Source organism: Sphingomonas sp. SUN039, assembly GCF_024758725.1.
Lineage (GTDB): Bacteria > Pseudomonadota > Alphaproteobacteria > Sphingomonadales > Sphingomonadaceae > Sphingomonas_O.
Genome location: NZ_CP096972.1, coordinates 2,779,267 through 2,804,240 on the forward strand (window position 1 = coordinate 2,779,267; position 24,974 = coordinate 2,804,240).

23 protein-coding genes are annotated in these 24,974 nt (G+C 66.1%); 9 read left to right on the plus strand and 14 right to left on the minus strand.

Features of this window, described 5'->3' with window-relative positions; translation table 11 throughout:
* Positions 1–5: 5 nt before the first annotated feature.
* From egtD to gluQRS, 5 genes are all read right to left on the minus strand, one after another.
* Entirely contained in the window at positions 6–977 is a 972-nt protein-coding gene (gene egtD / locus M0209_RS13610; RefSeq protein WP_258888808.1) for an L-histidine N(alpha)-methyltransferase, read from the minus strand.
* Positions 977–2,185: an ergothioneine biosynthesis protein EgtB gene (gene egtB / locus M0209_RS13615; RefSeq protein WP_258888809.1), complete on the minus strand. Its 1,209-nt coding sequence runs from the start codon at positions 2,183–2,185 to the stop codon at positions 977–979. Before egtB ends, egtD begins: the two co-directional genes overlap by 1 nt.
* 64 nt (positions 2,186–2,249) lie before the next feature.
* On the minus strand, positions 2,250–2,813 hold the full coding sequence (locus tag M0209_RS13620) for a cob(I)yrinic acid a,c-diamide adenosyltransferase (protein ID WP_258888810.1): 564 nt from the start codon (positions 2,811–2,813) through the stop codon (positions 2,250–2,252).
* Positions 2,814–2,817: 4 nt separating this feature from the next.
* On the minus strand, positions 2,818–3,048 hold the full coding sequence (locus M0209_RS13625) for a twin transmembrane helix small protein (protein WP_258888811.1): 231 nt from the start codon (positions 3,046–3,048) through the stop codon (positions 2,818–2,820).
* Between the two features lie 9 nt (positions 3,049–3,057).
* Positions 3,058–3,864 (minus strand): tRNA glutamyl-Q(34) synthetase GluQRS, encoded by an 807-nt coding sequence (gluQRS, locus tag M0209_RS13630; RefSeq protein ID WP_258888812.1) that lies wholly within the window; start codon positions 3,862–3,864, stop codon positions 3,058–3,060.
* A 115-nt stretch (positions 3,865–3,979) separates the two neighbouring features.
* Here gluQRS and M0209_RS13635 point away from each other — a divergent pair, with 115 nt between their 5' ends.
* On the plus strand, positions 3,980–4,579 hold the full coding sequence (locus tag M0209_RS13635; RefSeq protein WP_258888813.1) for an HNH endonuclease: 600 nt from the start codon (positions 3,980–3,982) through the stop codon (positions 4,577–4,579).
* A gap of 152 nt (positions 4,580–4,731) precedes the next feature.
* Here M0209_RS13635 and M0209_RS13640 read toward each other — a convergent pair whose 3' ends face one another.
* From M0209_RS13640 to M0209_RS13650, 3 genes are read right to left on the minus strand one after another with little or no spacing between them, the layout of a single operon-like run.
* Positions 4,732–5,367 (minus strand): glutathione S-transferase family protein, encoded by a 636-nt coding sequence (locus tag M0209_RS13640; protein ID WP_258888814.1) that lies wholly within the window; start codon positions 5,365–5,367, stop codon positions 4,732–4,734.
* A 21-nt stretch (positions 5,368–5,388) separates the two neighbouring features.
* Positions 5,389–6,345 (minus strand): zinc transporter ZntB, encoded by a 957-nt coding sequence (locus M0209_RS13645; protein WP_258888815.1) that lies wholly within the window; start codon positions 6,343–6,345, stop codon positions 5,389–5,391.
* Positions 6,342–7,085 (minus strand): bifunctional precorrin-2 dehydrogenase/sirohydrochlorin ferrochelatase, encoded by a 744-nt coding sequence (locus M0209_RS13650; protein ID WP_258888816.1) that lies wholly within the window; start codon positions 7,083–7,085, stop codon positions 6,342–6,344. The genes M0209_RS13645 and M0209_RS13650 overlap by 4 nt, the downstream gene beginning before the upstream one ends.
* A gap of 47 nt (positions 7,086–7,132) precedes the next feature.
* Between M0209_RS13650 and M0209_RS13655 the strand changes: the two genes are divergently transcribed.
* From M0209_RS13655 to M0209_RS13665, 3 genes are read left to right on the plus strand one after another with little or no spacing between them, the layout of a single operon-like run.
* Positions 7,133–7,435, plus strand: a complete 303-nt coding sequence (locus M0209_RS13655) for a hypothetical protein (RefSeq protein WP_258888817.1) — start codon at positions 7,133–7,135, stop codon at positions 7,433–7,435.
* Positions 7,436–7,478: 43 nt separating this feature from the next.
* Positions 7,479–8,837: a hypothetical protein gene (locus M0209_RS13660; protein WP_258888818.1), complete on the plus strand. Its 1,359-nt coding sequence runs from the start codon at positions 7,479–7,481 to the stop codon at positions 8,835–8,837.
* A 5-nt stretch (positions 8,838–8,842) separates the two neighbouring features.
* Positions 8,843–9,193, plus strand: coding sequence for a DUF3147 family protein (locus tag M0209_RS13665; RefSeq protein WP_258888819.1), 351 nt, complete (start codon positions 8,843–8,845; stop codon positions 9,191–9,193).
* On the opposite strand, the gene lysA is transcribed toward M0209_RS13665, so the two are convergent.
* The 3 genes from lysA to argH are packed head-to-tail and all read right to left on the minus strand — an operon-like array spanning position 9,188 to position 12,061.
* Positions 9,188–10,444 carry a diaminopimelate decarboxylase gene (gene lysA / locus M0209_RS13670; protein WP_258888820.1) on the minus strand — a complete coding sequence of 419 codons (1,257 nt, stop codon included), beginning with the start codon at positions 10,442–10,444 and terminating at the stop codon, positions 9,188–9,190. The two genes, M0209_RS13665 and lysA, sit on opposite strands and share 6 nt — an antisense overlap.
* Before the next feature lie 4 nt (positions 10,445–10,448).
* Positions 10,449–10,688: a hypothetical protein gene (locus tag M0209_RS13675; RefSeq protein ID WP_258888821.1), complete on the minus strand. Its 240-nt coding sequence runs from the start codon at positions 10,686–10,688 to the stop codon at positions 10,449–10,451.
* Positions 10,685–12,061, minus strand: a complete 1,377-nt coding sequence (argH, locus tag M0209_RS13680) for an argininosuccinate lyase (RefSeq protein WP_258889643.1) — start codon at positions 12,059–12,061, stop codon at positions 10,685–10,687. Before argH ends, M0209_RS13675 begins: the two co-directional genes overlap by 4 nt.
* A gap of 40 nt (positions 12,062–12,101) precedes the next feature.
* On the opposite strand from argH, the gene M0209_RS13685 reads away from it, so the two are divergent.
* Positions 12,102–12,653 (plus strand): TlpA disulfide reductase family protein, encoded by a 552-nt coding sequence (locus tag M0209_RS13685; RefSeq protein ID WP_309547067.1) that lies wholly within the window; start codon positions 12,102–12,104, stop codon positions 12,651–12,653.
* 133 nt (positions 12,654–12,786) lie between these two features.
* Here the strand turns inward: M0209_RS13685 and M0209_RS13690 are convergent, their stop codons facing one another.
* Positions 12,787–14,268: a glycosyltransferase family 39 protein gene (locus M0209_RS13690; protein WP_258888822.1), complete on the minus strand. Its 1,482-nt coding sequence runs from the start codon at positions 14,266–14,268 to the stop codon at positions 12,787–12,789.
* A gap of 151 nt (positions 14,269–14,419) precedes the next feature.
* On the opposite strand from M0209_RS13690, the gene infC reads away from it, so the two are divergent.
* Together infC and M0209_RS13700 are read left to right on the plus strand one after the other, a co-directional pair.
* A complete protein-coding gene (gene infC, locus M0209_RS13695; RefSeq protein ID WP_258888823.1) occupies positions 14,420–14,965 on the plus strand; it encodes a translation initiation factor IF-3 in 546 nt (181 codons plus the stop codon).
* A 155-nt stretch (positions 14,966–15,120) separates the two neighbouring features.
* Positions 15,121–17,829, plus strand: coding sequence for a TonB-dependent receptor (locus M0209_RS13700; RefSeq protein ID WP_258888824.1), 2,709 nt, complete (start codon positions 15,121–15,123; stop codon positions 17,827–17,829).
* A gap of 54 nt (positions 17,830–17,883) precedes the next feature.
* On the opposite strand, the gene M0209_RS13705 is transcribed toward M0209_RS13700, so the two are convergent.
* Positions 17,884–20,634, minus strand: a complete 2,751-nt coding sequence (locus M0209_RS13705) for a [protein-PII] uridylyltransferase (protein WP_258888825.1) — start codon at positions 20,632–20,634, stop codon at positions 17,884–17,886.
* Between the two features lie 92 nt (positions 20,635–20,726).
* On the opposite strand from M0209_RS13705, the gene M0209_RS13710 reads away from it, so the two are divergent.
* Together M0209_RS13710 and M0209_RS13715 are read left to right on the plus strand one after the other, a co-directional pair.
* The gene (locus tag M0209_RS13710; RefSeq protein ID WP_258888826.1) at positions 20,727–21,719 is read left to right on the plus strand and encodes a hypothetical protein; all 993 of its coding nucleotides are present in this window, start codon (positions 20,727–20,729) and stop codon (positions 21,717–21,719) included.
* Between the two features lie 2 nt (positions 21,720–21,721).
* On the plus strand, positions 21,722–22,345 hold the full coding sequence (locus M0209_RS13715; RefSeq protein ID WP_258889645.1) for an NADAR family protein: 624 nt from the start codon (positions 21,722–21,724) through the stop codon (positions 22,343–22,345).
* A 4-nt stretch (positions 22,346–22,349) separates the two neighbouring features.
* Here the strand turns inward: M0209_RS13715 and mutS are convergent, their stop codons facing one another.
* Positions 22,350–24,944 carry a DNA mismatch repair protein MutS gene (gene mutS / locus M0209_RS13720; protein WP_258889646.1) on the minus strand — a complete coding sequence of 865 codons (2,595 nt, stop codon included), beginning with the start codon at positions 24,942–24,944 and terminating at the stop codon, positions 22,350–22,352.
* Between the last annotated feature and the right edge of the window lie 30 nt (positions 24,945–24,974).

Genomic DNA, 24,974 nt, shown 5'->3' on the forward strand with positions numbered 1-24,974 from the left:
TTCTCCTAGGGCGCGGACTTTTCCGGCCGGGCCTCGGCAAGGATCAGCGCAAAGCTGTCCGCTGCGTCGGTCCATTCGGCAATCGGCGACCAGCCGCCTGCGCGCAAGAGCAACCGGGCATCGCGGGGGCCGTATTTATGGCTGTTCTCGGTGTGGATGGTCGCGCCGGCAGGCATGGCGAACGGCTGTCCCTCGACCGTGAAGTCCACATTGCGGGTCGCGACGAGGTGCATTTCGATGCGCGCATAGCGGTCGTTCCAGCGCGCTTCGTGCGCGAATGCCTCGACGGGGATCGAGCCGCCCAGTTCGCGGTTGATGCGGGTCAGCAGGTTGAGGTTGAAGCGCGCGGTCACACCCGCCGCATCGTCATACGCGGCGAGCAGGATGTCGACATCCTTCACCCGGTCCATCCCGATCAACAGCATCGCGCCGGTCCCGAGCGACGTGCGCATCGTCCGGAGCAGGTCGGTCGCGGTGCGCGCGATCATGTTGCCGATGGTCGAACCGGGAAAGAATCCGAGTTTCGGTGCGGCGGCGACCGCAGCAGGCAAGGCCAGCGGCCGGGTGAAATCGCCCTCGAGCGGGATGACCGGCAGCGCCGGGAAATCCGCGGCCAGCGCCGCCGCCGATGCGCGCAGGAAATCGCCCGAGATATCGACCGGCACATAGGCCGATGGCGCGACCGCGCGCAGCAGGTGCGGCGTCTTGACCGACGACCCCGAGCCGAATTCGACGACGGCGCGACCCGGCCCGAGGCGGGTTCCGACCTCGCTGCAATGCGCCGCCAGCAGGGCCGTCTCGACGCGGGTCGGATAATATTCGGGGAGCGCGGTGATCGCCTCGAACAGTTCCGACCCCGTCCGGTCGTAGAACCAGCGCGCAGGAACCGCCTTTTGCGGCTGGGCAAGGCCGGCGAGCACATCGCCCCGAAACGCCGGATCAGCCACCGGCGGCGCGGCACTGTCGTGAAGCAGCATTACAGATCCTTTGCCAGCCGCAGCCCGCTGAACTGCCAGCGCGCGGTCGGCGGAAAGAAATTACGCGTCGTGATCCGGCTGGTTCCATCGGGCGTTGCGAAGCTCGATCCGCGCAGGACCATCTGGCCGCTCATGAACTTGCCGTTGTATTCGCCGACGGCCCCCTCGGCGATACGAAAGCCCGGGTAGGGGAGGTAGGCCGAAGCGGTCCACTGCCAGACCTCGCCGAACGCATCGGGCAAAGCAGCCGCCGACGCCTCCCATTCGAATTCGGTCGGCAATCTCGCCTCCGCCCACCGGGCGTAGGCGTCGGCTTCGTAAAAGCCGATATGCCGGACGCATGCGGCGGGGTCGCGCGGCTGGCGACCGTGGAGGCCGAACGCCGTGCCGCCGTGCCAGTAGAGCGGTGCCGCAATCTCTTCGGCCTGCACCCAGGCCCAGCCGTCGGACAGCCAAAGCTCGGACCGCCGGTAACCGCCGCCGTCGATGAACGCCTGCCACTCCGCATTGGTGACGAGGCGGTCGGCAACGGCGTGCGGGTTGAGCCACACCTTGTGGCGCGGTCCTTCGCAATCGAAGACGAACCCTTGCCCGCCGTGGCCGATCCCGACGATGCCGGTCGGCCCTGCGACCCACCCCGGCGCAGCAACGGCGGCGGACGGGCGGCGCGCGGGTGGCAGCGTCCAAAGCGCCGGTTCGAGCGGGTTTTGCGCAAAGGCGTGGAGAATGTCGGTGAGCAGCAGTTCCTGATGCTGCGCCTCGTGGTGGCAGCCGAGTTCGATCAGGTTGCGCGCGACGGGCGGCAGCGTCGGCCATGCCGCTATCACGGCGGTGTCGACATGGGCCCGGTACGCCAAAATCTCGTCGAGCGCGGGCCGGGCCAGCATCCCGCGCCGGGGCCGCGCGTGCCGGTCCCCTTCCGCGTCGTAATAGCTGTTGAACAGATAGGCATAGGCGGGATCGAACGGCGCGTAGCCCTTCACGAAATCGCGCAGGACGAACGTCTCCAGAAACCAGCTCGTATGCGCCAGATGCCATTTGGCGGGGCTGGCATCGGGCATCGACTGGATCGTCGCCTCGGCATCGGAGAGCGGCGCAGCCCGGGCGACGCTTTCGGTTCGGGTCGCGACGAACAAGTCGCGCAGCAAGTCAGATGCAGTTGCAGTGGATTGCTGGCTTATCACACCCTGTTCCTGCCGACGGCTCATCTGAACGATTTGTCCGAACAGTTCGGGAACGATATCGTTCCGGTTACGCGCAGATCAACTTATTTCACGCGCGCGACGCGCCGGGCACCCACAGGACATCGTCGACGCCATTGGCGTTGGCGGCGCGGGCGGCGACGAACAGCCAGTCGGACAGGCGGTTGAGATAGGCGAGCGCCTGTGGGTTGAGCGGCTCTGCGGCATTGGCCGCGACCGCGCTGCGTTCGGCGCGGCGGGCGGCGGCGCGGGCGACGTGCAGCGCGGCGGCCAGCGCCGATCCGCCGGGCAGGACAAAACTGGTCAGCGGCGCGATATGCGCATTCATGGCATCGATTTCGGCTTCGAGCCGGTCCACTTGGGCATCGACAACCCGCAGCGGCGTCCATTCGACCGGCTTGTCGGGTGTGGCGATATCGGCACCCAGATCGAACAGGTCGTTCTGTATCTTCGCCAAGTTCACGCACATCGCGCCCTCGGCCAGGACGGCGGCGACACCGATCAGGCTATTGGCTTCGTCGACATCGCCGATGGCAGTCATCAGCGCCGAAGCCTTTGAAACACGGCTGCCGTCGACGAGGCCCGAGGTGCCGTCATCGCCGGTACGCGTGTAGATTTTATTGAGTTTAACCAACGACTTACTGACGATTGAGCGCGAGCAGAATGACGCAGAGGATCACCGCAATCGCCTGAAAACCGACGCGCGCGAACATCATCTTGTTCTGTTTCTGGCTCGATACGCTTGGCCCCCCAGCATCCGATTTGAGTTCGGCCTCGGTCGTCTGCAGAAAGCTGACAATCCCGCGAATGAGCGAAACGAGCGCCGCAATGGCCGCGAGCACGATGAGAATGACAAGGAGCGTTTGCATGGCGACTATCTAGGCGTCCGCCCAGCCGAATCCAACCGGCAACCGCCCCGAACGCAAATCATTGCGGAGGAGGGCGGGGTCGGCCCCGGCAGCGCGCAGATCGGCCAGCGTCGCCCCCGGTGTCCGTTTCGCCAGCCGTTTGCCATCGGAGCCGGCGACGAGCGGGTGATGGGTGTAGCGCGGGACCGGCAGGCCGAGCAGCACCTGCAACAGGTTTTGTACGGGTGTCGCCGACAACAGGTCCGCTCCCCGGATGACATCGGTCACCCCTGCCGCTGCATCGTCGACCACGACGGCGAGGTGATAGGCGACGCCCAGACCCTTGCGGGCGAGGACGACATCGTCGTGTCGGCCCGAGACCCCCACGATCGCCGACGCCTTCGCCATGTCGAGCCGCCACGCCGCCCCCTCGGGCGCATCGGTGCGGCCGCGACATGTTCCCGGATAGATCGGTCCCGCCCCGCCATGGGGCGCACTCGCGCTGGCCGCGATTTCCGCGCGGGTACATGTGCAGGGATAGAGGAGCCCCATCGCCTGCAACCGGTCGAGCGCGGCGGCATGATCGGCCGCGCGATCGGTCTGGATGTCGAGCCTGTCCCAGTCGATCCCCAGCCAGCGCAAATCGTCGAGAATGGCGTCGGTGAATTCCGTCCGGCAGCGCGCGGTGTCGATATCCTCGATCCGCAGCACGAACCGTCCGCGGTGCGCCCGCGCGAAGTCGTGCGACAGCACCGCCGACAACGCATGGCCGAGGTGCAATCGACCGGTGGGGGACGGCGCAAAGCGCGTCACAATATCTTGGGGGTGTTCAGCCACATTTACCCCCTTGACCACGAGCGGTAGTAAATGCTGTCATGCCCATGTCATCGTTGCGGGTGAGAGACGCGGCATTGGGGTCTTTTGGGAAAACCAGGGGAGCGCGCGTCCGAAGATGTTTCATCCCGACGTCCTAGCTATCCAGGAAGCGGCGCGCGATCCCGAAACGCGTCATCTCGACGGCTGCCCCGCGCTGGTGCTCAACGCCGATTACACACCGCTGAGCTATTATCCGCTATCGGTGTGGCCGTGGCAGACCGCGATCAAGGCGGTGTTCCTCGACCGCGTCGATATCGTCGACCATTACGAACGCGAAGTGCGCTCGGCGAGCTTTGCGATGAAGCTGCCCTCGGTGATCGCGCTCAAACATTATGTGAAGCCGTCGGAGCATCCCGCCTTCACCCGCTTCAACCTGTTCCTGCGCGACCGGTTCCAGTGCCAGTATTGCGGCGTGTCCAAGGATCTGACCTTCGACCATGTCGTCCCGCGCGCACAGGGGGGCCGCACCACCTGGGAGAATGTCGCCACCGCCTGCGCGCCGTGCAATCTGAAAAAGGGCGGACGGACGCCCAAACAGGCGCATATGCCGCTGCATATCAGCCCGATCCGCCCGACGAGCTGGCAATTGCAGGACCATGGCAAGAGCTTTCCGCCGAATTACCTGCACCAGAGCTGGCGCGACTGGCTGTACTGGGACATCGAACTTTTGGCTTAGCGTTGCAGGCAGTCGATCCAGTGTCCGCAGGGAGTAATGTTTCACACGAAGCTCACGAAGGCACAAAGAAGTGCTCACTGCTTCGTGACTTCGTGAGCTTCGTGTGAACCCCTTGCAATCTGTCGGCAGCGCTGATGTGCCTTCGGCGAGGTTCACGCAAAACTATAGGGACCGCCCTTTTCCAGCGCCCGCTTATAGGCATCGCGTGCCTGGAAGCGTTTCACCCAGGCGTCCATGTTGGGGTATTTTGCGCGCAGGCCGTAAACGCCCGCGATCTCGCCGATAAAGCTCATCTGGATATCGGCCCCGGTCAGGCTGTCCCCGACCAGCCAGTCACGCCCCGCCAGCGACGCCTCGACATAGCCGAGATGGTTGGCGAGCTCGCTGTCGATGCGCGGCTGGAGGGGTGCACCGGCCTCGCCCAGTCGCGACGTGTAAAGCCGCATCATTAGCGGCAGCGCCGCCGACCCTTCCGCATAGTGCAGCCACTGGACATAGGCGTCATAGTCCGCGCTGTCGGTCGCGGGGCTGAGCCGTCCGCCGCCATGATGGCGCAGGATGTAATCGACGATGGCACCCGATTCGATGATCGTGGCGCGCGCGCCTTCCGGTCCTTCGGTCAGCACCGGCGACTTGCCGAGCGGATGCACCGCCTGCAACTCGGGCGGGGCGAGGCTGGTCGTGGCGTCGCGCTGATAGCGCACGATCTCGTACGGCAGGTCGAGTTCCTCGAGCAGCCACAGGATGCGCTGCGACCGCGAGTTGTTGAGGTGATGGATGGTCAGCATCTTGTTCTCCTGTCGAAACCCCTAGCGGAACCATTTGGCCCGGATGAAATACCAGGCAACGCCGATGGCAATGGCAACGCAAACGCCAACCACACCGCCGAACGCCCAGGGTTCGTGGGCGAAGGGGATGCCAGCGACATTCATCCCCAGCAGCCCGGTAAGGAAGGTCAGCGGCAGGAACACCAGCGCCACCACGGAAATCACAAGGCCCCGCGTATCGACAAGTTCGGCGCGCAGGTCGGTCAATTGCTCGTGCAGCAAGGCCGAGCGTTCGCGGATCGCCTCGAGTTCTTCGACCATCCGCGCCGCGCGGTCGGCGGCTTCGTTCAGGTGCAGCCGGTCGTCGGGTTCCAGCCAGGCAACATCGAAGCCGGCAAGCTTTTCGAGCGCGGTCCGCTGCGGGGCCATGAAGCGGCGGTAACCGATGGCGCGGCTGCGTACCTTTGCAATCGTGCGGCGCAGGGTCAGCGCGTTGCGCCCGCCGACCATTTCCTCGCAGTCGTCGAGCGTATCGCCCAACTCGGCGACATCGGGATCGAGTTCGGCGGTGATCTCGCTCGCCAGCATCGACACGAAATCACCGGGGTCGCGGACCGCGCCCGACTGGATCAGCGCCTCGACCGCATCGAGCGCGGCCAGATCGCGGCGGGTCACGGTAAAGACGCGCCCCTTGGCCACCCACAGCCGGATCGAACTGAGCATGTCGGGATTGGTCGCGACATCGGCGTCGGGCCCGCGCAGATTGACCAGCGCGCCGCCGTCGATGGCATCGGTGCGGGGCCGGGTCTCGGTCGCGACGAGTGCCGAAACGACGAGATCGACCAGCGCGCCGGGACCGCTGAGCCACGCTTCGGTCGTCGTGTCGCAGTCATCGAAATGGACCCACACGAAGTCTGCCTTGCCCAGCGCAGCCGTCGCCTCATCGCGGGTGACAGTGCGCGCCGTGCCCTTGTCGACCACATAGCTGCGCGCGGTCATGCGAAACGCACTTCGAGGGTCAGGCCGGGGCGCTCGTCCGCAGGTGGCGCGCCGACATGGCGTTCGGCATCGGCGCGGGCGCGGTCGAGAATGGCAGTCGGCACCTTGGCGTCATGCCAGATCGCATCGGCCTCGCCCAGCAGGCGCGCCGCGCGCAGGGTGAGCTCGTCGGGATCGGGCGACGCCAGGCGGATGACTTCATGCCGCGCGGTCGGCGTTGCCGTCGCGCCGAGCCAGCCTGCGACGTCATGCCCCTCTGCCAGCGGATCGAGCGCGGCGCCGGTCGCAAAGCCCGTGTCGAGCGCATGACGTCGTTCGACTGCATCGGGCCATCGCGCACGCATCGTGGTGCGCGCCTCCTCCAGTGCGGTCGCAAGCGGGCCGAGCGCGGCAGGCAGCAAAGTCTCCAGACGCTGGCGCAAGGCCTTGGCCAGCCCCGCCGACGCGCCGCCGGTGCCGACCGCCACGATCACCGGCGACCGGTCGACAATCGCCGGAAGCGTGAAATCGCACAGCTCGGGCCGGTCGACGACATTGACCAGCACCCCGCGCGCCTTGAGCCGCGTGGTGGCGGCTTCATCCCCATCGGCGACGATGGCGAGCGCGACTGCATGTTCCTCGTCCACGACCACCGCCCCGGCGCGGTCGAGCAACCGGCGCTTGGCCTCGGCAGCCGGACCGCTGCCGATCAGCGCAACCGGGCGACCGGCAAGACGGACGAAGAGCGGCAGGCTGTGCATCGCTGGTCCGACTGGCGCGAATCTGTACGCAAGTCTATGGTCGTCAAATGGCCCTGTGGCGTTTCCTGTTGGTGTTCGCGCTCGCATTCGGGTCGGTGGTGCCGCACTGCGCCGCCGCAGTGCCTTTGACCGCAACTGCGGCGCATCATGTCGGTATGGCGCATGACCAGCATCAGCCCTCCAAAGCACATGTCTCCGACGCCTGTGTCGGCTGCGCGACGCCCATCCGTTTTGCGTTCGCCGCACCTGCCACGCCTATGGCCGCGACCGCCCGCTACATTATCGTCCACCGGACACTGACGACACGCGTCACCGCGCTCGACCCGCCCCCGCCCCGATTCGAAGCCTGACTCCGCCAAGACCATTTTTCCGGTTCGAGACAGGATTTCGACAATGAACACCCGTATTTTGACGGTCGCGCTCGGCGCGGCCGCGACGCTGATTGCCGCCCCCGCAGTCGCGCAGATGCAGGGCATGAACCATAGCCAGCATATGCCCGCACCTACGCCAGCACCGACGCCCGCTCCCGCAGCCGATCCCCATGCCGGACATGACATGTCCAAGATGGACGGGATGATGGAAGGCATGGCAGCTTGCGAGACCGCCAGTTGTGGCACGGTGCCGATTACGCCTGATTTTGCCGAAGGGTCAGGGACGGGCCGGTTGCCGGGAAAAGAAGGCATGATGCACGGCCTGCATTTCATGCCCGGCGAGTGGACGGTGATGCTCCACGGCTATGCCTGGGGCACCTATAGCAACCAAGGCGGTCCGCGCGGTGACAGTCAGGCGTTCGTGACCTCAATGGCGATGGCCGAGGCATCGCGCGACCTGTCGCCGAAGACCCGCATCCAGTTCCGTACGATGCTCAGTCTCGATCCGTTGATGGGCGCTCGCGGTTACCCGAACCTGTTCGCGACCGGCGAGACAGCGGGCGGCGTCCCGCTGGTCGATCGCCAACATCCGCACGACCTGTTCATGGAACTGTCGGCGCGGGTTGATCACGATTTCGGCGGCGTGCGCGGCTTTCTCTACGGCGGGCCGGTCGCCGAACCTGCGCTCGGGCCGTCGGCATTCATGCACCGGCGCTCGGCGCGGCTGAACCCCGAAGCGCCGATCACGCACCACTGGTTCGATTCGACCCATATTACCTATGGCGTCGTGACGGCGGGGCTTAGCGGCACCCGCTGGCAGGTCGAAGCCTCTGCCTTTCGCGGCCGCGAACCCGACGAAAGCCGCTGGAATATCGAAACGCCCAAGCTCGATTCATGGAGCGTCCGCGCGACCTGGACGCCGTCGCCGAACTGGGCGGTGTCGCTGTCGCACGGCTTTCTGAAGGAACCGGAGACAACGCACCCGGGCGAGAACGAGCGGCGGACAGTGGGTGCCGTACATTATGCCGATGCACGGCTGGCAGTGACGGTGGCCTATTCGCACAAGGTGCACGGCGGCGACGCGCATGGCGCGTTTCTGGCCGAGGCGAATTTCGACATCACCCCGCGCCATGCGGTGTTCGGGCGAGTCGAGACGGTGGACAACGAGGAGTTGTTCGAAACGCCGGACCCGCTGGCGGGACGCAGCTTTACGGTCACCAAAGCGACGCTGGGCTATGGCTACACGATACCTATCGGCGCCTTCGGCCTGACGCTCGGCGGGACGGCAAGCCTCTACGCCAAGCCCGCCGCCCTTAATGCGGCTTACGGGCGCAACCCGAAGAGCTTTACGCTATTCGCCAAGCTCGCATTGGGACAATAGGGGCCATGCTTTACTTCGCTGTCAAAGCTGCGCTTTCGGGGCTGATCGTCGCTGCCGTGTCGGAGATTGCGCGGCGCAGTCCCGGCATCGGCGCGCTGGTCGCGTCGCTGCCGCTCATTTCGATCCTCGGCATGATGTGGCTGTGGCACGACACCGCCGATCCGGTGCGGCTGGCCGACCATGCCCGGGCGACGTTCTGGTACGTGCTGCCGTCGCTGCCGATGTTCCTCGTCGTTCCGGTGCTGCTGCGGAACGGCAAGGGATTCTGGACAGCGCTGATCGCTGGATGCGCGTTGACGATCGCACTCTATCTGGCGATGGCGTTCGTCGGGCCGCGCTTCGGAGTCCGGCTATAGCCAGTCGGGCACGCGTTCCGCGCCCATGATCGTCGCGGCGGGGATGCGGTCGGCGACCACCGCGTAACGGTCGCCGTCGACGAGCACTTCGGGGACCATGGCGCGACTGTTGTAGGTCGAGGCCATGGTCGCGCCGTACGCGCCCGCCGTGCGGAACACGGCGAGGTCGCCCTGCGCGACGACGCCGGTCTCGCGCGCCATCGCAAAGGTATCGCCGCTTTCGCACACCGGGCCGACGAGGTTGGCGGTCATCGTTTCGGTGGTCGCGGTAACGGGTTCGAAATGGTGATAGGCATCGTAGAGCGCGGGACGGGCTAGGTCGTTCATCGCGGCATCGACGACGACGAACGGGTGCACCGAGCCCGGCTTGACGCGGATGACACGGGTCAGCAGCACACCGGCATTGCCCGCGATCATGCGGCCGGGTTCGAACATCAGCTTCACGCCCCAGCCCTGCGTGACGCGGGCCACCATGGCGCCATAGGCACTGGGCTCCTGCGGCACGTCGTCGGGGCGATAGGCGATGCCGAGCCCGCCGCCGAGATCGACATGGGTAATCGCATGGCCGGCCGCACGCAGATCGGCGACGAGTCGCCCGACGCGCGCGAAGGCGGCCTCGAGCGGGGCGAGGTCGAAAATCTGGCTGCCGATGTGGAGCGCGACGCCGCGCAGGTTCAGCCCCGGCAATGCCGACAGCCGCGCAAAGATTGCAGGCGCGTCCGAAATCGCGACGCCGAACTTGTTCTCGGCCTTGCCGGTCGAGATCTTCGCGTGCGTCCCCGCATCGACATCGGGATTGACGCGCAACGTCGCGGGCGCGGTCAGCCCCCGCGCGGCGGCGAGTGCGGCAAGATCGCGCCCTTCCTCTTCCGATTCGATGTTGAACTGGCCGATGCCCGTGTCGAGCGCATGGACCATCTCGTCATCGGTCTTGCCGACGCCCGAAAAGACGATCTTGTCGGGCGTCATCCCCGCCGCAAGCGCGCGGTCGAGTTCGCCGCCCGACACGACGTCCGCGCCCATGCCCATTTTGGCGAGCACCCGCACGACCGCGAGATTGGGGTTGGCCTTGAGCGCGAAGGCGACCTCGACATCACCGGCTTGCGCCACCGCCTCCGAAAACACCCGCGCATGGCGCTCGAGCGTCGCGCGCGAATAGACATAGACCGGCGTGCCGACCTCTGCCGCGATGCGGGCAAGCGGGACGTCCTCGGCGAACAATTCGCCGTCACGGAACTGGAAATGGTTCATGGATTCAGCCTGAAGGGGGGAGATCGAATTTGTCGGGCGCGCGCTTCTCAGAGCTTTGCAGCAGCTCGTCGTTGCGTTTGGGTCGCGACTGGTCGCTGGGTGTGGTCAGCGATTCGGCATCGGGCGTTTTGGCCGCCGCCGCCGGTTTGGGCGGCAGCGATGCGCCGACTTGCGGACGCAAAGGCGCGACCTGACCGCAGGCAGCAAGGGCGAGAACGCCGACAAGACCGATCCAGCGCTTCATGCGCTCTTCTCCAGGGCCGCCCGGGCGGCGGCAATGGCTTCCCTTACCCTGACCGGCGCGGTTCCGCCATGGCTGGTGCGCGATGCGACCGAGGCGTCGACGGTCAGCACGCCGAACACGCGCGCGTCGATGCGCGAATCTATGGCCGTAAGCACGTCGAGCGGCAGATCGACGAGGCCGCAGCCGCGCTCTTCCGCCGCCTTGACCGCGCGGCCGGTGATATGGTGCGCCTCGCGGAACGGCACATCGGCCTCGCGGACCAGCCAGTCGGCAAGATCGGTCGCGGTCGAGAACCCCGCCTCGGCCAGTGCCCGCATCCGGTCGGTCCGGAAGGTCAGTGCCGCCGTCATCCCCGTCATCGCAGCGACCGACAGTTCGAGCAGGTCGTGTGCCTCGAATACCGGCTCCTTGTCGTCCTGCATGTCCTTCGAATAGGCGAGCGGCAGCCCCTTCATCGTGACCATCAGCGCGGTGTGGCAGCCAAGGATGCGTCCGGCATGGCCGCGCACCAGCTCCGCCGCATCGGGATTGCGCTTTTGCGGCATGATCGAGCTGCCGGTCGACCATTGGTCGGGCAAGGTAATGAACCCGAAAGGCTGCGACGCCCAGATGACGATTTCCTCGGCCATGCGGCTGAGGTGGATCGAACAGGTCGCCGCCGCCGACAGATAATCGAGCGCGAAATCGCGGTCGCTGACCGAATCGAGCGAATTGGCGGTCGGGCCATCGAAGCCCAATGCCATTGCCGTCATCGCACGATCGATGGCAAAGCCCGTCCCCGCCAGTGCCGCGCTGCCCAGCGGCGAGCGGTTCATCCGGGCGCGCGCATCGGCGAAGCGCGAGCGGTCGCGTGCGACCATTTCATGCCATGCCATCAGATGATGGCCGAGCGTCACCGGTTGCGCGCTCTGGAGGTGCGTGAAACCGGGCATGACGGCATCGGCGTGTTCTGCGGCACGGTCGAGCAGCACCGACTGGAAAGCGCGCAATCCCGTATCGACCGCATCGAGCGCATCGCGCACCCAGAGACGGAAATCGGTCGCGACCTGATCGTTGCGGCTGCGTGCGGTGTGGAGGCGGCCCGCGACCGGCCCGATCAGTTCGGCGAGCCGCGCTTCGGTCGCCATATGGATGTCTTCGAGCGCGGGATCGTCGGGGAGCGCACCTGTTGCGTATTCGGCTGCAACCCGGTCGAGCCCTTCCGATATTGTCGCAGCATCGGCGGCTGTCAGGATGCCCTGCGCGCCCAGCATCGCGACGTGCGCCTTCGACGCGGCAATGTCCTGCCGCCACAGCCGCTTGTCGAACGGCAGCGAGGCATTTATCGCACGCATCACGGACGCGGGCCCCTCGGCAAAGCGCCCGCCCCACATGGCATTGGAGCTGTCCTTGCGCTCGTTCATCGTCTGTCTCGTGCCCGCCCTGCTTCTTGCGGGCTGCGATAAGCAATCGACCCCCCAGCCGCAACCCAACGCGACGGCGACCGCCGCGGCACCCGCTGGGGGCGAACCGGCGGGGACGCTCGACATGGCGCAGCGCGGCGCGGCGATGCCGAAAGACGGCTTCAAGACGCCCGAGGGCAAAGCCACGACGCTCGCCGATTTCAAGGGGCAGCCGCTGCTGGTCAATTTGTGGGCGACATGGTGCGGGCCGTGCGTCAAGGAAATGCCCTCGCTCGACCGGCTGGCGGCGCGCACCAAGGGCAAGCTACGCGTGATGGTGGTCAATCAGGACAGCGCCAAGCAAGCCGTCGATCCGGTGCCCGAATGGTGGGCCAAGGCGAAGCTCGCCAACCTCCAGCCCTATCGCGATGCCGAAAACAACCTCGGCTTCGCCTTCGGCGGCGGGCTGTTGCCGACGACGGTGCTCTACGATGCGAACGGCAAGGAAGTCTGGCGGATTTCGGGTGGCATGGATTGGGACGGCCCGAGGGCGAACACGTTGCTGGCAGACTATCTGGGCTGAAGAGGCGGAGGCTTTTTCCTCGCCGAGCGCGAGCGAGGTGCTCCTTCGAGCGTGGGCGAGAAGCGGTGCGGCGCGTACCTCGCTGACGCTCGGCAGGGCTTCTCGCTAGCGCTCGAAGAAGAATTATTCCCGTTTAACGCACTCGGCGGAATTCGCACAGGTTGAGCGGGTCGTTCGGGCGACCGAAGTCGGCCGCGCGCGACAGCACCCAGTCCTGCGGCGCTTCGACCACAGGCGCGGCTTCGGCGCACGAACCCGCGACCAGCACGATCAGGTGCCGTGCCGGTGCCGGTTCGACCGGCAGCGCGCGGACCGTTGGATTGAAAGTGAGAAACCGCCGCGTCGCATCCTCGACCGCGACATCGCCGGGCTGCGCGCGCGCCCAGTCGGCCGCGAGCGGACCCGCCCGGCCCATATCGAAGCGTTTGTCGGTCTCGATGGCGCCGACCAGCACCAGCGCCGCAATCAGCCCGCCAACAAGCAACCGCTCGCCCGCATCCCATAGATCGGTTGCCAACCGCGCGACAATGGCGGCGGCGAGCGCGGCCACCGGCAGGAACATCCGCGCCTTGGGATCGATCGCAAGACCGTAGATCAGCGCACCGGTGTAAAGCGCGGCGACGACTGCCAGCAGCACGGCAGGGTGCCGCCAGTTCAGCGCCTTGTGCCGCAGCCAGATCGCCGCAAGCGCGGCTAGCAGCACCGGCCCCATCTGCGGATTGGCCAGCAGGTTGACGATGCCGTCGACCGTCCAGTGGAGATGGATGTCCATTGCCGGGTGCCAGCCGCCGATGAATTGCGGATTGAACAACGGCGAGCGGGTCAGATCGACGCTTGTCGGCAGTTCGCTCGACGCGATGCGGGTATGCGCGGCGGAGAGTTCCTGGCTGAGGAACGGCTTGCCCGCCCATAGTCCGTAGACGAGCGCCTCGATTGCCAGCGGCAGGGCAAAGCCGCCGAGGACCGGCAGCGCAAAGCGACGCCGCGCGCGCGGCGCGAGAACCAGCGCGAGCGCGCCGATCGGCAGCCAAACCAGGCTCGTCATCCGCGCCTGTGCGGCAAAGCCGAGCAAGATGCCCGCCGCCAGCCACAGCCGGCTATCGCCGCGCCGCCACGCCGATGACGCGACATTCGCGGCCGTCAGCAGCAGCGCGAGTTCGACTGTCTCGACATTGGGCTGGAGCAAGCCCTTGGCGAATGAGGCCGTCGCTACGAAGGCAATGCCGCCGATCAGCGCCGCGCGCGCACCCCAACGGCGCTCCACCAGCCGCACGAACATCGCGACCGCCAGCAGGCTGTAAAGCAACGGCACCAGTGCCGCCTGCCACCAGCCGTCGCCGAACAGCGCGAACGACAGGCCCATCGGCGCGACCAGCGGCCAGCGCGCCGCCCAATGCGTTTCGGGCAGGCACCAGCCGTGCGCCGCCGCGCAGCGCGCGGCCTCGACATAATACCAGTCGTCGCCGCCGCCGCCGACATAGCCCGCCGGATTGGGCAGGACGAGCAGCAGCAACAAGGCGACGGCCACCGCAACCGGCGGGATCGCAAGTCGCCGCGAACGCGACAGGGGCGGGGCCATCGAGGCCAAGAGCGTCTCCGACAGGGCCGGACGCATCGTCCGACTGTTGCCGCCAAGTAACGGTTGTGCTGCTAAAGCCGGGTTAACTCCGGCGTCCCCTTTGCAAGAGCGCGACGACGCCCTAAGTGACCGACTGCCCACAGCCATGGGCATGACCATTTTTGGAGAAGACACTATCCGACCGCCGATGATGCGCCGCCCGCTGGGTGCGCCGCCTGTCCCGATGAACGGCCCGCGTTTCAACGAATTCATCCAGTCGCCGAAGGTGCGGGTGATCGACGAGAACGGCGAAAACCTGGGTGTGCTCTACACCCGCGAGGCCATCGAACAGGCGCGTGAAGTCGGACTCGATCTGGTCGAAGTGTCGCCGAACGCCGACCCGCCGGTCGCGAAATTCCTCGACGTGGGCAAGTTCAAATACGAGGCCCAGAAAAAGGCCAACATCGCGCGCAAATCGCAGAAGACGCAGGAGATCAAGGAGATCAAGATGCGTCCGAACATCGACGATCATGACTATGATACGAAGATGAAGAAGATCCACGAGTTCATCGGCGAGGGCGACAAGGTCAAGGTCACGCTGCGGTTTCGCGGCCGCGAGTTGAGCCACGGCCAGCTCGGCATGAACCTGTTGATCCGGGTCCAGGGCGACACGGCGGAGATCGCCAAGGTCGAACAGCACCCCCGTATGGAGGGTCGCCAGATGCTGATGGTGATCGCGCCCAAACAGCAGTAGCGCTTTCCGTAGCGTCACCATCGTTACACTGTTGCAAAAAAGCCGCGTAAAAGCCCGAAAACCGCAGTTTTGCGGGCGATTACTGGTATCGGCACCCGACCTGCTCTAAGCACCCGGCCAAACGGGATGGCAATTCCCGGTTCGAGGAGAGAGCAATGTCCAAATTCCGCCTGTTGGTGTCGGCTGCACCGGTTGTTGCCGCTGTTGCGTTTGCGTCCCCTGCCGTGGCCCAGCAGGGCGCAGCACCGCAAGCCGCGCAGGAGGAAAGCACCGGCGACATCATCGTCACCGCGACCCGCCGCAGCGAAGCGCTGTCGGACGTGCCGCTGGCGGTGTCGGCGGTCACGGCCCAGTCGCTCCAGAATTCGGGGGCGAGCGACATCCGCGCGCTCAACCAGCTGTCGCCCTCGCTGCTCGTCTCGTCGACCTCGTCCGAAGCGGGCGCGGGCGGCGCACGTATCCGCGGTATCGGCACCGTCGGCGACAACCCGGGCCTCGAAAGCTCGGTCGCGACCTTCGTCGACGGCGTCTATCGCAACCGCGCCGGCGTCGGCCTGACTGAATTGGGCGCCGTCGACCGCATCGAAGTGCTGCGCGGGCCGCAGGGCACGCTGTTCGGGCGCAATGCCAGCGCGGGCCTGATCTCGGTCATCACCAAAAAGCCCGAATTCAATTTCGGGGCCGAGGCCGAAGCGACCTATGGCAGCTATAACACCATCCGCGTCGGCGGCGGCATTACCGGACCGCTCGGCGAAACCGTGGCGGCACGCCTCGATGGCATCTATTTCAAGCGCGACGGTTTCCTGACCGACGTGGTGTCGGGCCGCAAGATCAACGGCCGCGACCGTTACCTGCTGCGCGGCCAGTTGCTGTTCCAGCCGAACGACGATTTCTCGATCCGCCTGATCGGCGACTATTCGGACCGCAAGGAGGAATGCTGTGGCGCGACCTATCTGCCCGCGCAGAACCTGACCCGCGCGGCGGACGGGACGCTGGTCAGCTCGCCCAACTCGATCGCGGGGATCGAACGTGCGCTGGGCGGTATCATCAGCGACAATACCTTCGCGCGCACGACCGCGCTGACGCCGGGCGTCGGTTACCAGGGCAATGTCCGCGACGCGGGCGTGTCGGCCGAAATCAACTGGAAGTTCGGCGATGCCACGCTGACCTCGATCACTGCCTATCGCGACTGGAAGCTGGTGCGTGGGCAGGACGCCGACTTCAACAACCTCGATATCCTGAAGCGCCTCAACAACGGCGGCGCGACGCAGAGCTTCAAGACCTTCACCCAGGAACTGCGGCTGCAGGGCTCGGCGTTCGGGGACAAGCTCGACTGGCTGGTCGGTGCCTATTTCGCCAATGAAAAGCTGAACCTCACCGACAATCTGACCTATGGTGCGGATTACGAACGCTACGCGAACTGCCTGTTGTTTGCGAGCGTCCTGCCTTCGGCACTCGCGCCGACGCCGACCGGCAATTGCGTCAACCAGCCGGTACTGGCCGCAACGGCAACTGCGACGGGCAGCGCAACGCTCGCCGCGCTCAACGCCAATCCGCTGCGCCCGGGCTTCGGTTCGCTGGCAGCCGCCATCGGCCAACCGGCCGGAACGCTGGTCGGCGTCGGCCTCAACGACACCTATAACCAGACCAGCCGCAACTATGCGTTCTTCACGCACAATGTGATCCGCTTCACCGACCGGCTGAGCCTGACCTTGGGCGCGCGTTACACCAACGAGGAAAAGACCCTCGACGCGACGTTCCGCGACAACAATACGATCTGCGCGGGTCTGCGCGCCTCGCCGCTGGCCGGGCTGGCGACACTGCCGTGTGTCATCCCCAACGTCCCGGGCGGCAGCTTCAGCCAGACAGGCGCGAAGAAGAGCGAGGACCGGATCACCGGCACCGCCGTGCTCAGCTTCAAGCCGGTCGACAACCTGCTGGTCTACGCAAGCTTCTCGCGCGGGTACAAGGCGGGCGGGTTCAACCTCGACCGGTCGGGCCTGACCTATGGCGCGCCGAACCTGCAGCAGCTGACCTTCGAGCCCGAACTCGTCAATTCGTACGAGCTCGGCTATAAATGGAACGGTAACGGCATCGACCTGAACATCGCCGCGTTCCGGCAGGACTTCACCGGGTTCCAGCTCAACACCTTCAACGGCGTCAACTTCATCGTCGTCAACATCAACGCCTGTAAGACGTCGCTGAACTTTGCCGACCGCGACGCCGACAGTGCGACGGGCGTCTGCACCAGCGGCCTGAAATCGGGCGTGCAATCGGCGGGTCTCGAAATGGAGGCGTTCCTGCGTCCGGCACGGCATCTCGGCGTCAATCTGGGCCTCACCTATGTCAACACGACCTATGGCAATGATCTGGTCGGGATCAACGGCACGGCATTGCCCGCCGCGCTGAACAACCTGCCGGGATCGCGTCTGTCGAACAGTTCGCAGATCGTGACCACCGCGTCGGTCTCGTGGACGCCGCCGCTGGGCAACAGCGGGCTGAGCGGGCTGGTGTACGCCGACATGCGCTACCAGAGCGACGTCAACACCGGTTCCGACCTCGACCGCGAAAAGCAGCAGGACGGCGTGGCCATCGTCAATGCCCGTTTGGGCATCCGCGGGTCCGAAAACAAATGGGGTATCGAAGTCTGGGCGCAGAATGTGTTCGACACCAACTACCAGCAGGTGAGCTTCGATGCGCCGCTGCAGGGTGGCGGCACCCGCGCCACCGGCCTGCCCGCCACATCGACCAGCGCAGGGGCGAATTCGGTGCAGAACGGCACCTATGTCGCCTCGACGCAGTTGTACGGCGTGTTCCTCGCCGAACCGCGCACCTATGGCATCACCGCCCGCTTCAAATTCTGAGCGGGTCGATACGGAAAAAGGGGGCGGTGCGTCGCAGGACGCGCCGCCCCTTTTCTATGCAGCGACGGCGATACCCAGCCCCTCTGCAGCGTCGAGCAGGCGGCGTTCGAGCGATTTCAGCCGCAGCGTGCCGTCGATCTTTCCGCCGAGCAGATCGGTGACATAAAAGGTATCGACCGCGCGCTCGCCATAGGTGGCGATATGCGCCGAGCGGATCGTCGCTTTCGATTCGAACAGCGCATGCGCCAGCGCGTGGAGCAGGCCGGGCCGGTCGCGGGCATTGACCTCGATCACGGTGAAGCGGTTCGACGCCTTGTTGTCGATCAGCACATTGGGCTCGATCGCAAAGGCATCGGCCCGCGTGCGCGCGAGCGGACGGGCGGCCAGACGTTCGGCAAGGCGGCCGCGGTTCGCCAGCGCATCGCCGACGGCCGTTTCCAGCCGCTTCAGCCGGTCGGCATCGTCGAACATCCGCCCGAACGGATCCTGCACGAGGAAATTGTCGAGCGCCATGCCGTCGCGCGTCGTGTGGATGCGCGCATCGATGATGCTCGCGCCCGCCAGATGGATCGCGCCGGCGAGCCGGTAGAATAGCCCGGGATGGTCGGCAGCATAGACGCTGACCAACGTCGCCCCGCGCGACGGATAGACCTGCGCCGCGACGGTGAGCGGCGCGTCGCCCGCGCGCTCGACGGTGCGCGCATTGGCGGCCAGCACATCGTCGGGCTCGGCAATCCAGTACCCGTCGGGCAAACGCCTGGCATAGGTCGCGAAGGCGGCCGCATCCCAGCCGAGCGACGCGCGCAGATCGGCTTGCTTCGCCGCGATCCGCTCGGCGCGACCGGTCTGCTTGTGGCCGAGCCGCAGCACTTCCTCCGCCGCGTTGAACAGGTCGCCGAGCAGCTGTCGCTTCCACCCGTTCCACACCCCCGGCCCGACGGCGCGGATATCGACGACGGTCAGCGCAAGCAGCAGCCGCAGCCGCTCGGGCGACTGCACGAGCTCGGCGAAATCGAGCACCGTCTTGAAATCAGCCAGATCGCGCTTGAACGCGGTCGCCGACATCAGCAGGTGATGGCGCACCAGCCACGCCACCGTCTCGGTCTCGGCCGGCGTCATCCCGAAACGCGGGCACAGCTTCATCGCAACCTCAGCGCCGAGCACGCTGTGATCGCCGCCGCGCCCCTTGGCGATGTCGTGCAGCAGCACCGACGCGTAGAGCACGCGGCGCATCGATGTGGATTTGAGGATGGCGGTGACGAGCGGGTGATCCTCGGCAAGGTTCCCGTGTTCGATCCGCGAGAGCAGGCCGATGGCGCGGATCGAATGCTCGTCGACCGTATAATGGTGATACATGTCGAACTGCATCTGCGCGACGACCCGGCCGAAGTCGGGCACGAAGCGACCGAACACCGTCGCCTCGTTCATCCAGCGCAGCACCGTTTCGGGATCGCGCGGGGAGGTGAGGATGCCGAGGAACAGCTCGTTGGCGCGCTTGTCCGTGCGCACGCGGGCCTCGATCAGCCGCGCGTCGCGCGCCGCCGCCCGCATAGCGGTCGGATGGATTTCCAGACCCTGGGCATCGGCGACGGCGAACAGCTCGACCAGCCGCACCGGGTCCGTGCGGAACCAGTTGTCGTTTGGCACGGTCAGCCGCCCGCGATCGAGCACGAAGCCGTTCAACTGGCGCGGCGCCTTCATGAACCCGGCCAGCCCGCCGAAGCGCCGCCCCTTGGGCGCGAGGCTGTCGTCGAGGTGCGCGAGGAACACGCCGGTCAGGTCGCCGACGGCTTTGGCGGTCAGGAAATAATGCTGCATGAAGCGTTCGACCGCCGAGCGCCCGGTCGCCTCGCGATAACGCATCCGCCGCGCGATTTCGGACTGGACGTCGAAGGTCAGCCGTTCCTCGGCGCGCCCGGCAACGCTGTGTAAATGACAGCGCACCGCCCAAAGGAAATTTTCGGCCTTCTGGAAACTGCGGAGCTCGGCTGCCGTCAGCAACCCCTTGTCGACCAGCTCGGCGACGGTGCCGACACGGTGGAGGTATTTGCCGATCCAGAACAGCGTGTGGAGATCGCGCAGGCCGCCCTTGCCCTCTTTCAGATTGGGTTCGACGACATAGCGGCTGTCGCCCATGCGCTTGTGTCGCGCGTCGCGTTCGGCGAGCTTTTCAGCGACGAACGTCCGCGCGGTACCCGCCACGACTTCGCGGTCGAAACGCGCCGCAGCCTCATCGTACACGCCCTGGTCGCCCCAGACGTAGCGCGCTTCGAGGAGCGCAGTGCGGATGGTCAGGTCGCTCTTCGCCAGCCGCACCATTTCGTCGAGCGAGCGCGACGAATGCCCGACCTTCAGCCCCAGATCCCAGAGCGTGTAGAGCATCGATTCGATGACCGCCTCGCTCCACCCCGTCGCTTTCCACGGCGTCAGAAAGGCGATGTCGACGTCGGAAAACGGCGCCATCTCGCCGCGCCCGTACCCGCCGACCGCCATCAGGGCCAGCCGCTCGGATGTGGTCGGATTCGAGAGGCGGTGCAGCCGCTGCGTCGTGAAATCATAGAGCAGCCGCAAAATCTGGTCGGTCAGGAACGCCTGTGCGGCGGCGGCCTGCGCACCCTGCGACGGATGCTCCTCGAGCCGCCGCGCAATCTCGGCCCGTCCTGCATCGAGCGCAGGCCGCAGCAACGCCGCCCCCGCTTGGCGCAGTGCGGTACCGTCGCCGGTCAGCTCCTCAAGCGCCGCCGCGAGGACGCGCCGGTCGACGATAGCACGGCGGTTGGGGATAGTGTCGAGGCGGTCGGACATGGGGGTGGGCATAGAGGAGGGAGTGGGCGGCGTCACGGGGGTTGCGTCGGGCTATGCGCACAGTTTGCACAATAGTTGCCCGACGTTAGATATTGCGCGTGGCCCTCGATCAAACCCTTCTGGCTCGCCTTGCCGCTATCGTGGGCGACTATAGAGCTGGTGAAATACCGCCAATCGATGCGGCCCGCATTGCCCATTGGATCGGGCAGTTTCCCGCGCCGACGCAGAATCCGTTGCTAACGGAGCTGGCTCACGTCCTTCAGAAGACATATTTTTCCAAGGCGCGCGTCATCGGTTTTGCCCGGAATGTCGTCACGAACGGACCACTGACCGGCAGCGATCCTGCCGCATTCTGGAAGTCGACGAAGCTTCTCGACGTGCAGGCCGACGGCAACAGCCAGCGCGACCTGCTGGCACTTTTCGATGCCGCCCTGAAAGACAAATGCAGCCTCTGCCTTGCAGAATGCGGATCGAACGCGCCGTCACGATTCGTATATGTCGACGACGCGCTGTTTTCAGGGGGCCGGATCGGCGCCGATCTCCGCCACTGGATCGAAACCGATGCACCCGCACAGGGCGAACTGATCGTGATCGTCATTGCCTGTCACGCCTACGGCAAATGGAAGACCGAAATGGCGCTGAACGAGGCGATCGCGCAATCTGGCAAGGCACTCACCCTGAAAATCAGGCACGCGATTACTTATGAGGATCGCAAGCTTTATACCGACAGTTCCGACGTCGTTCGCCCTGCGGTCGTGCCCGCCGACGATCACTGTGCCGAGTATATGGTCACATTGTCGTGGGATCCGGTGTTCAGGTCGGGGAGTCAGGTCGGTGCCCGACAACTGTTCTCCGGCAACGAAGGGCGACACCTGCTCGAACAGGAATTCATGCGGCAGGGCGTCGAGGTGCGGAAGATGTGCCCGGATTTCGACGTATATATGCGACCGCTCGGGCGGAGCATGATGCCGATCATGGGCTTCGGCTCGATGGTGGTTACTTACCGCAATTGCGCCAACAATACGCCGCTGGTTTTATGGGCAGGCGATCCATGGTATCCGCTGTTCCCGAGGAAAACGAATTGACGATGCCCATGGTCGAGACGCGCCTGTATCAACGCCGGGATGTGGTCAGTTTCCGCCGGACGGGCGAGGCATTCGGCGGGTTGTCGAACATGGCCCCCGGCTTTCCGGTGATCGTCAACGGGCATTCGATCAAGACCGTCGAAGCGCTGTATCAGGCCTGCCGGTTTCCGCATCTGCCCGAGATTCAGCAAATGATCCTCGATGAGGCCAGCCCGATGACGGCGAAGATGCGGAGCAAACCCTACCGCAGCCAGTCTCGGCCCGATTGGGACGATGTTCGTGTAGCCGTTATGAAATGGGTGCTTCGGGTCAAGCTCGCGCAAAACTGGACACGATTTTCGGCGTTGCTCCTCGACACGGGCGACCGTCCCATCGTCGAGGATTCGCGCAAGGACGACTTTTGGGGCGCAACAACACAGGACGATGACCGCTTCGCAGGACGGAATGTGCTGGGTCGACTGCTGATGGAATTGCGCGATAAGTTGCGCGTCGCACCTGAAATGCTGGAGAACGTGGATCCTGTACCGATCCCCGATTTCCTGATGCTCGACGAGGATATCGAGACGATCGCTCGCGTCCGACACGCACCGCTTTCGGTTGCGGTTTCGCAACCCGCACTTTTGTAGTCGCTTACTCCTCCCCCACCCCCTTCAACCTGTACAACGCCTCCAGCGCCTCCCTCGGGCTGAGCGCGTCGGGGTGGATCGCATCCAAGGCCTCGCGCAGCGGATCGACCTTTGCTTCCTCGACCAAAGCCGAAAACAGCGGCAGGTCGTCCAGCCCCGCCGCGAGTCCGCCGGTCGCCGCGCGGCCTGCCTCCAGTTTTGCCAGCACCGATTTCGCCCGCGCCAGCACGGCGGGGGACATGCCCGCCAGCCGCGCGACGGCGATGCCGTAGCTGCGGTCGGCTGGCCCCTGCGCGAGTTCGTGGAGCAGCACGAGGTCGCCCTTGTACTCGCGCGCGCGGACGTGGTGGAGCGACAGTGCGGGGAGCTTTTCGGCCAGCCGCGTCAGTTCGTGATAGTGCGTCGCGAACAGGCAGCGGCAGCGGTTGACCTCGTGCACCGCCTCGACCACCGCCCACGCAATCGCCAGCCCGTCATAGGTGCTGGTGCCGCGCCCGACCTCGTCGAGGATGACGAAGCTGCGTTCGGTCGCTTGGGCAAGGATCGCTGCCGTTTCGACCATTTCGACCATGAAGGTCGAGCGCCCGCGCGCGAGATTGTCCGACGCGCCGACGCGGCTGAACAGGCGGTCCACCAACCCGAGCATGGCGCGCTTGGCGGGGACGAAGCACCCCGCCTGCGCCATCACCGCGATCAGCGCGTTCTGGCGCAGGAAGGTCGATTTGCCGCCCATATTGGGGCCGGTGACGAGCCAGAGGCGGTCGCTGGCGTCGAGCGCGCAGTCGTTGGCGACGAAGCGCGCGCCCGATTTCGCGACGGCGGCCTCGACCACCGGATGCCGCCCGCCCGCGACCTCGAAACAGGGGTGATCGACGAGGTGCGGGCGACACCAGTCGCACTCGACCGCTGCCTGCGCGTTGGCGCTTGCGACATCGAGCCGGGCAAGCGCCGCCGCCGTCGCCGAGATCGTGCGGGCCGAAGCGAGCGCGAGCGCGGTCAGCTCCTCGAAATGCGCCGCTTCGGCGGCCAGCGCATGGCTGCCCGCCTGCGTCACGCGCATCGCGACTTCGTGGAGTTCGGGCGCGTTGAAGCGTACCACCCCGGCGAGTGTCTGGCGGTGGGTGAAGCCCGAGGCGGCGTCCATCAGCGGGTCGGCGGCGCGCGCGGGCACTTCGACATGATAGCCGAGCACGCCATTGTGGCGTATTTTGAGGCTGGCGATGCCGGTGCGGTCGCGGAACGCGGTCTCCAGCGCGGCAATCTCGCGCCGCCCCATCCCGCCTGCGTCGCGCAGGTCGTCGAGCGCGGCGTCGTACCCGTGCGCAATATAGCCGCCGTTCGCGGCATCGACCGGCGGCTCGGCGACCAGCGCGCGGGTGAGCTTGTCGATCAGCGCGCCATGCCCGGCGAGCGCGGGGAGAAGCGCGCGCAACAGTGGCGGCACGTGCGGCTGGTCGAGCCGTTCGCGCAGCTCCCAGGCGCGCGCCAATCCGTCGCGCAAGCACCCCAGATCGCGCGGGGATCCCCGCCCCGCCGACAATCGCGCCAAGGCACGGGCGACATCGGGGATGGCGCGCAAGGTGGCGCGCAATTCCTCGCGCCCGATCCCGTCCCCGGCCCAGTGCGCGACCAGATCGAGCCGCGCGTCGATCATGGCGCGGTCGGTCAGCGGTGCGGACAGATCGCTGGCCAGCATCCGCGCGCCAGCGCCCGTGACGGTGCGGTCGATGGTGTCGAGCAGGCTCCCCTTGCGCCCGCCGCCTGCCGCTTGGGTGAGTTCGAGGCTCTCGCGCGTCGCGGCGTCGATGGCCATGTGCTCGGCAGTAGTGCGGCGCACCGGAGGGGCGAGGAAGGGCAGCGTGCCCTTTCCGGCGTGATCGAGATAGGACAGCAGCCCGCCCGCTGCCGCCAGTTCTGCCCGCGTGAACGCGCCGAATCCGTCGAGGGTCGCGACGTCGTGGAGAGCCTTGAGTTTTGCTTCGCCCTTGGCCGAGTCGAAATCGCGTTGTTCGCGCGGGACGATTTGTGCTCCTGCGGAAGCAGGAGCCTTGGCCGCCAGGGCTCCTGCTTCCGCAGGCGCACAAATGACTTCGCTGGGGCTGTAACGCGCAATCTCCGCTTCGAGCTGCGCGCCCGAGACCTCGCACAGCTCGAACGCGCCCGTCGACACATCCGCTGCTGCCAGCCCGACGGTCTCGCCGACCGCGACCACCGCGACCAGCCAGTTGCTCGCCTTGGCATCGAGCAGCACATCCTCGGTCAGCGTTCCCGCCGTCACCACCCGGACGATGGCGCGCGCGACCAGTGCCTTGCTGCCGCCGCGCGCTTTCGCCTCGGCGGGGCTTTCGACCTGGTCGGCAATCGCAACGCGGAACCCGCCCCGGATCAGCTTGGCAAGATACGCATCCGCCGCATGAACCGGCACGCCGCACATCGGCACGCGTTCGCCGTCATGCTCTCCGCGGGCGGTCAGCGCGATGTCGAGGCAGGCGGCGGCGGATTTTGCATCCTCGAAGAACAGCTCGAAGAAGTCGCCCATCCGGTAGAACAACAGGCAATCGGGCGCTTCGGCCTTCAGCGCATGATATTGCGCCATCATCGGAGTGGGTGCGGACGTCACCCAATTTGC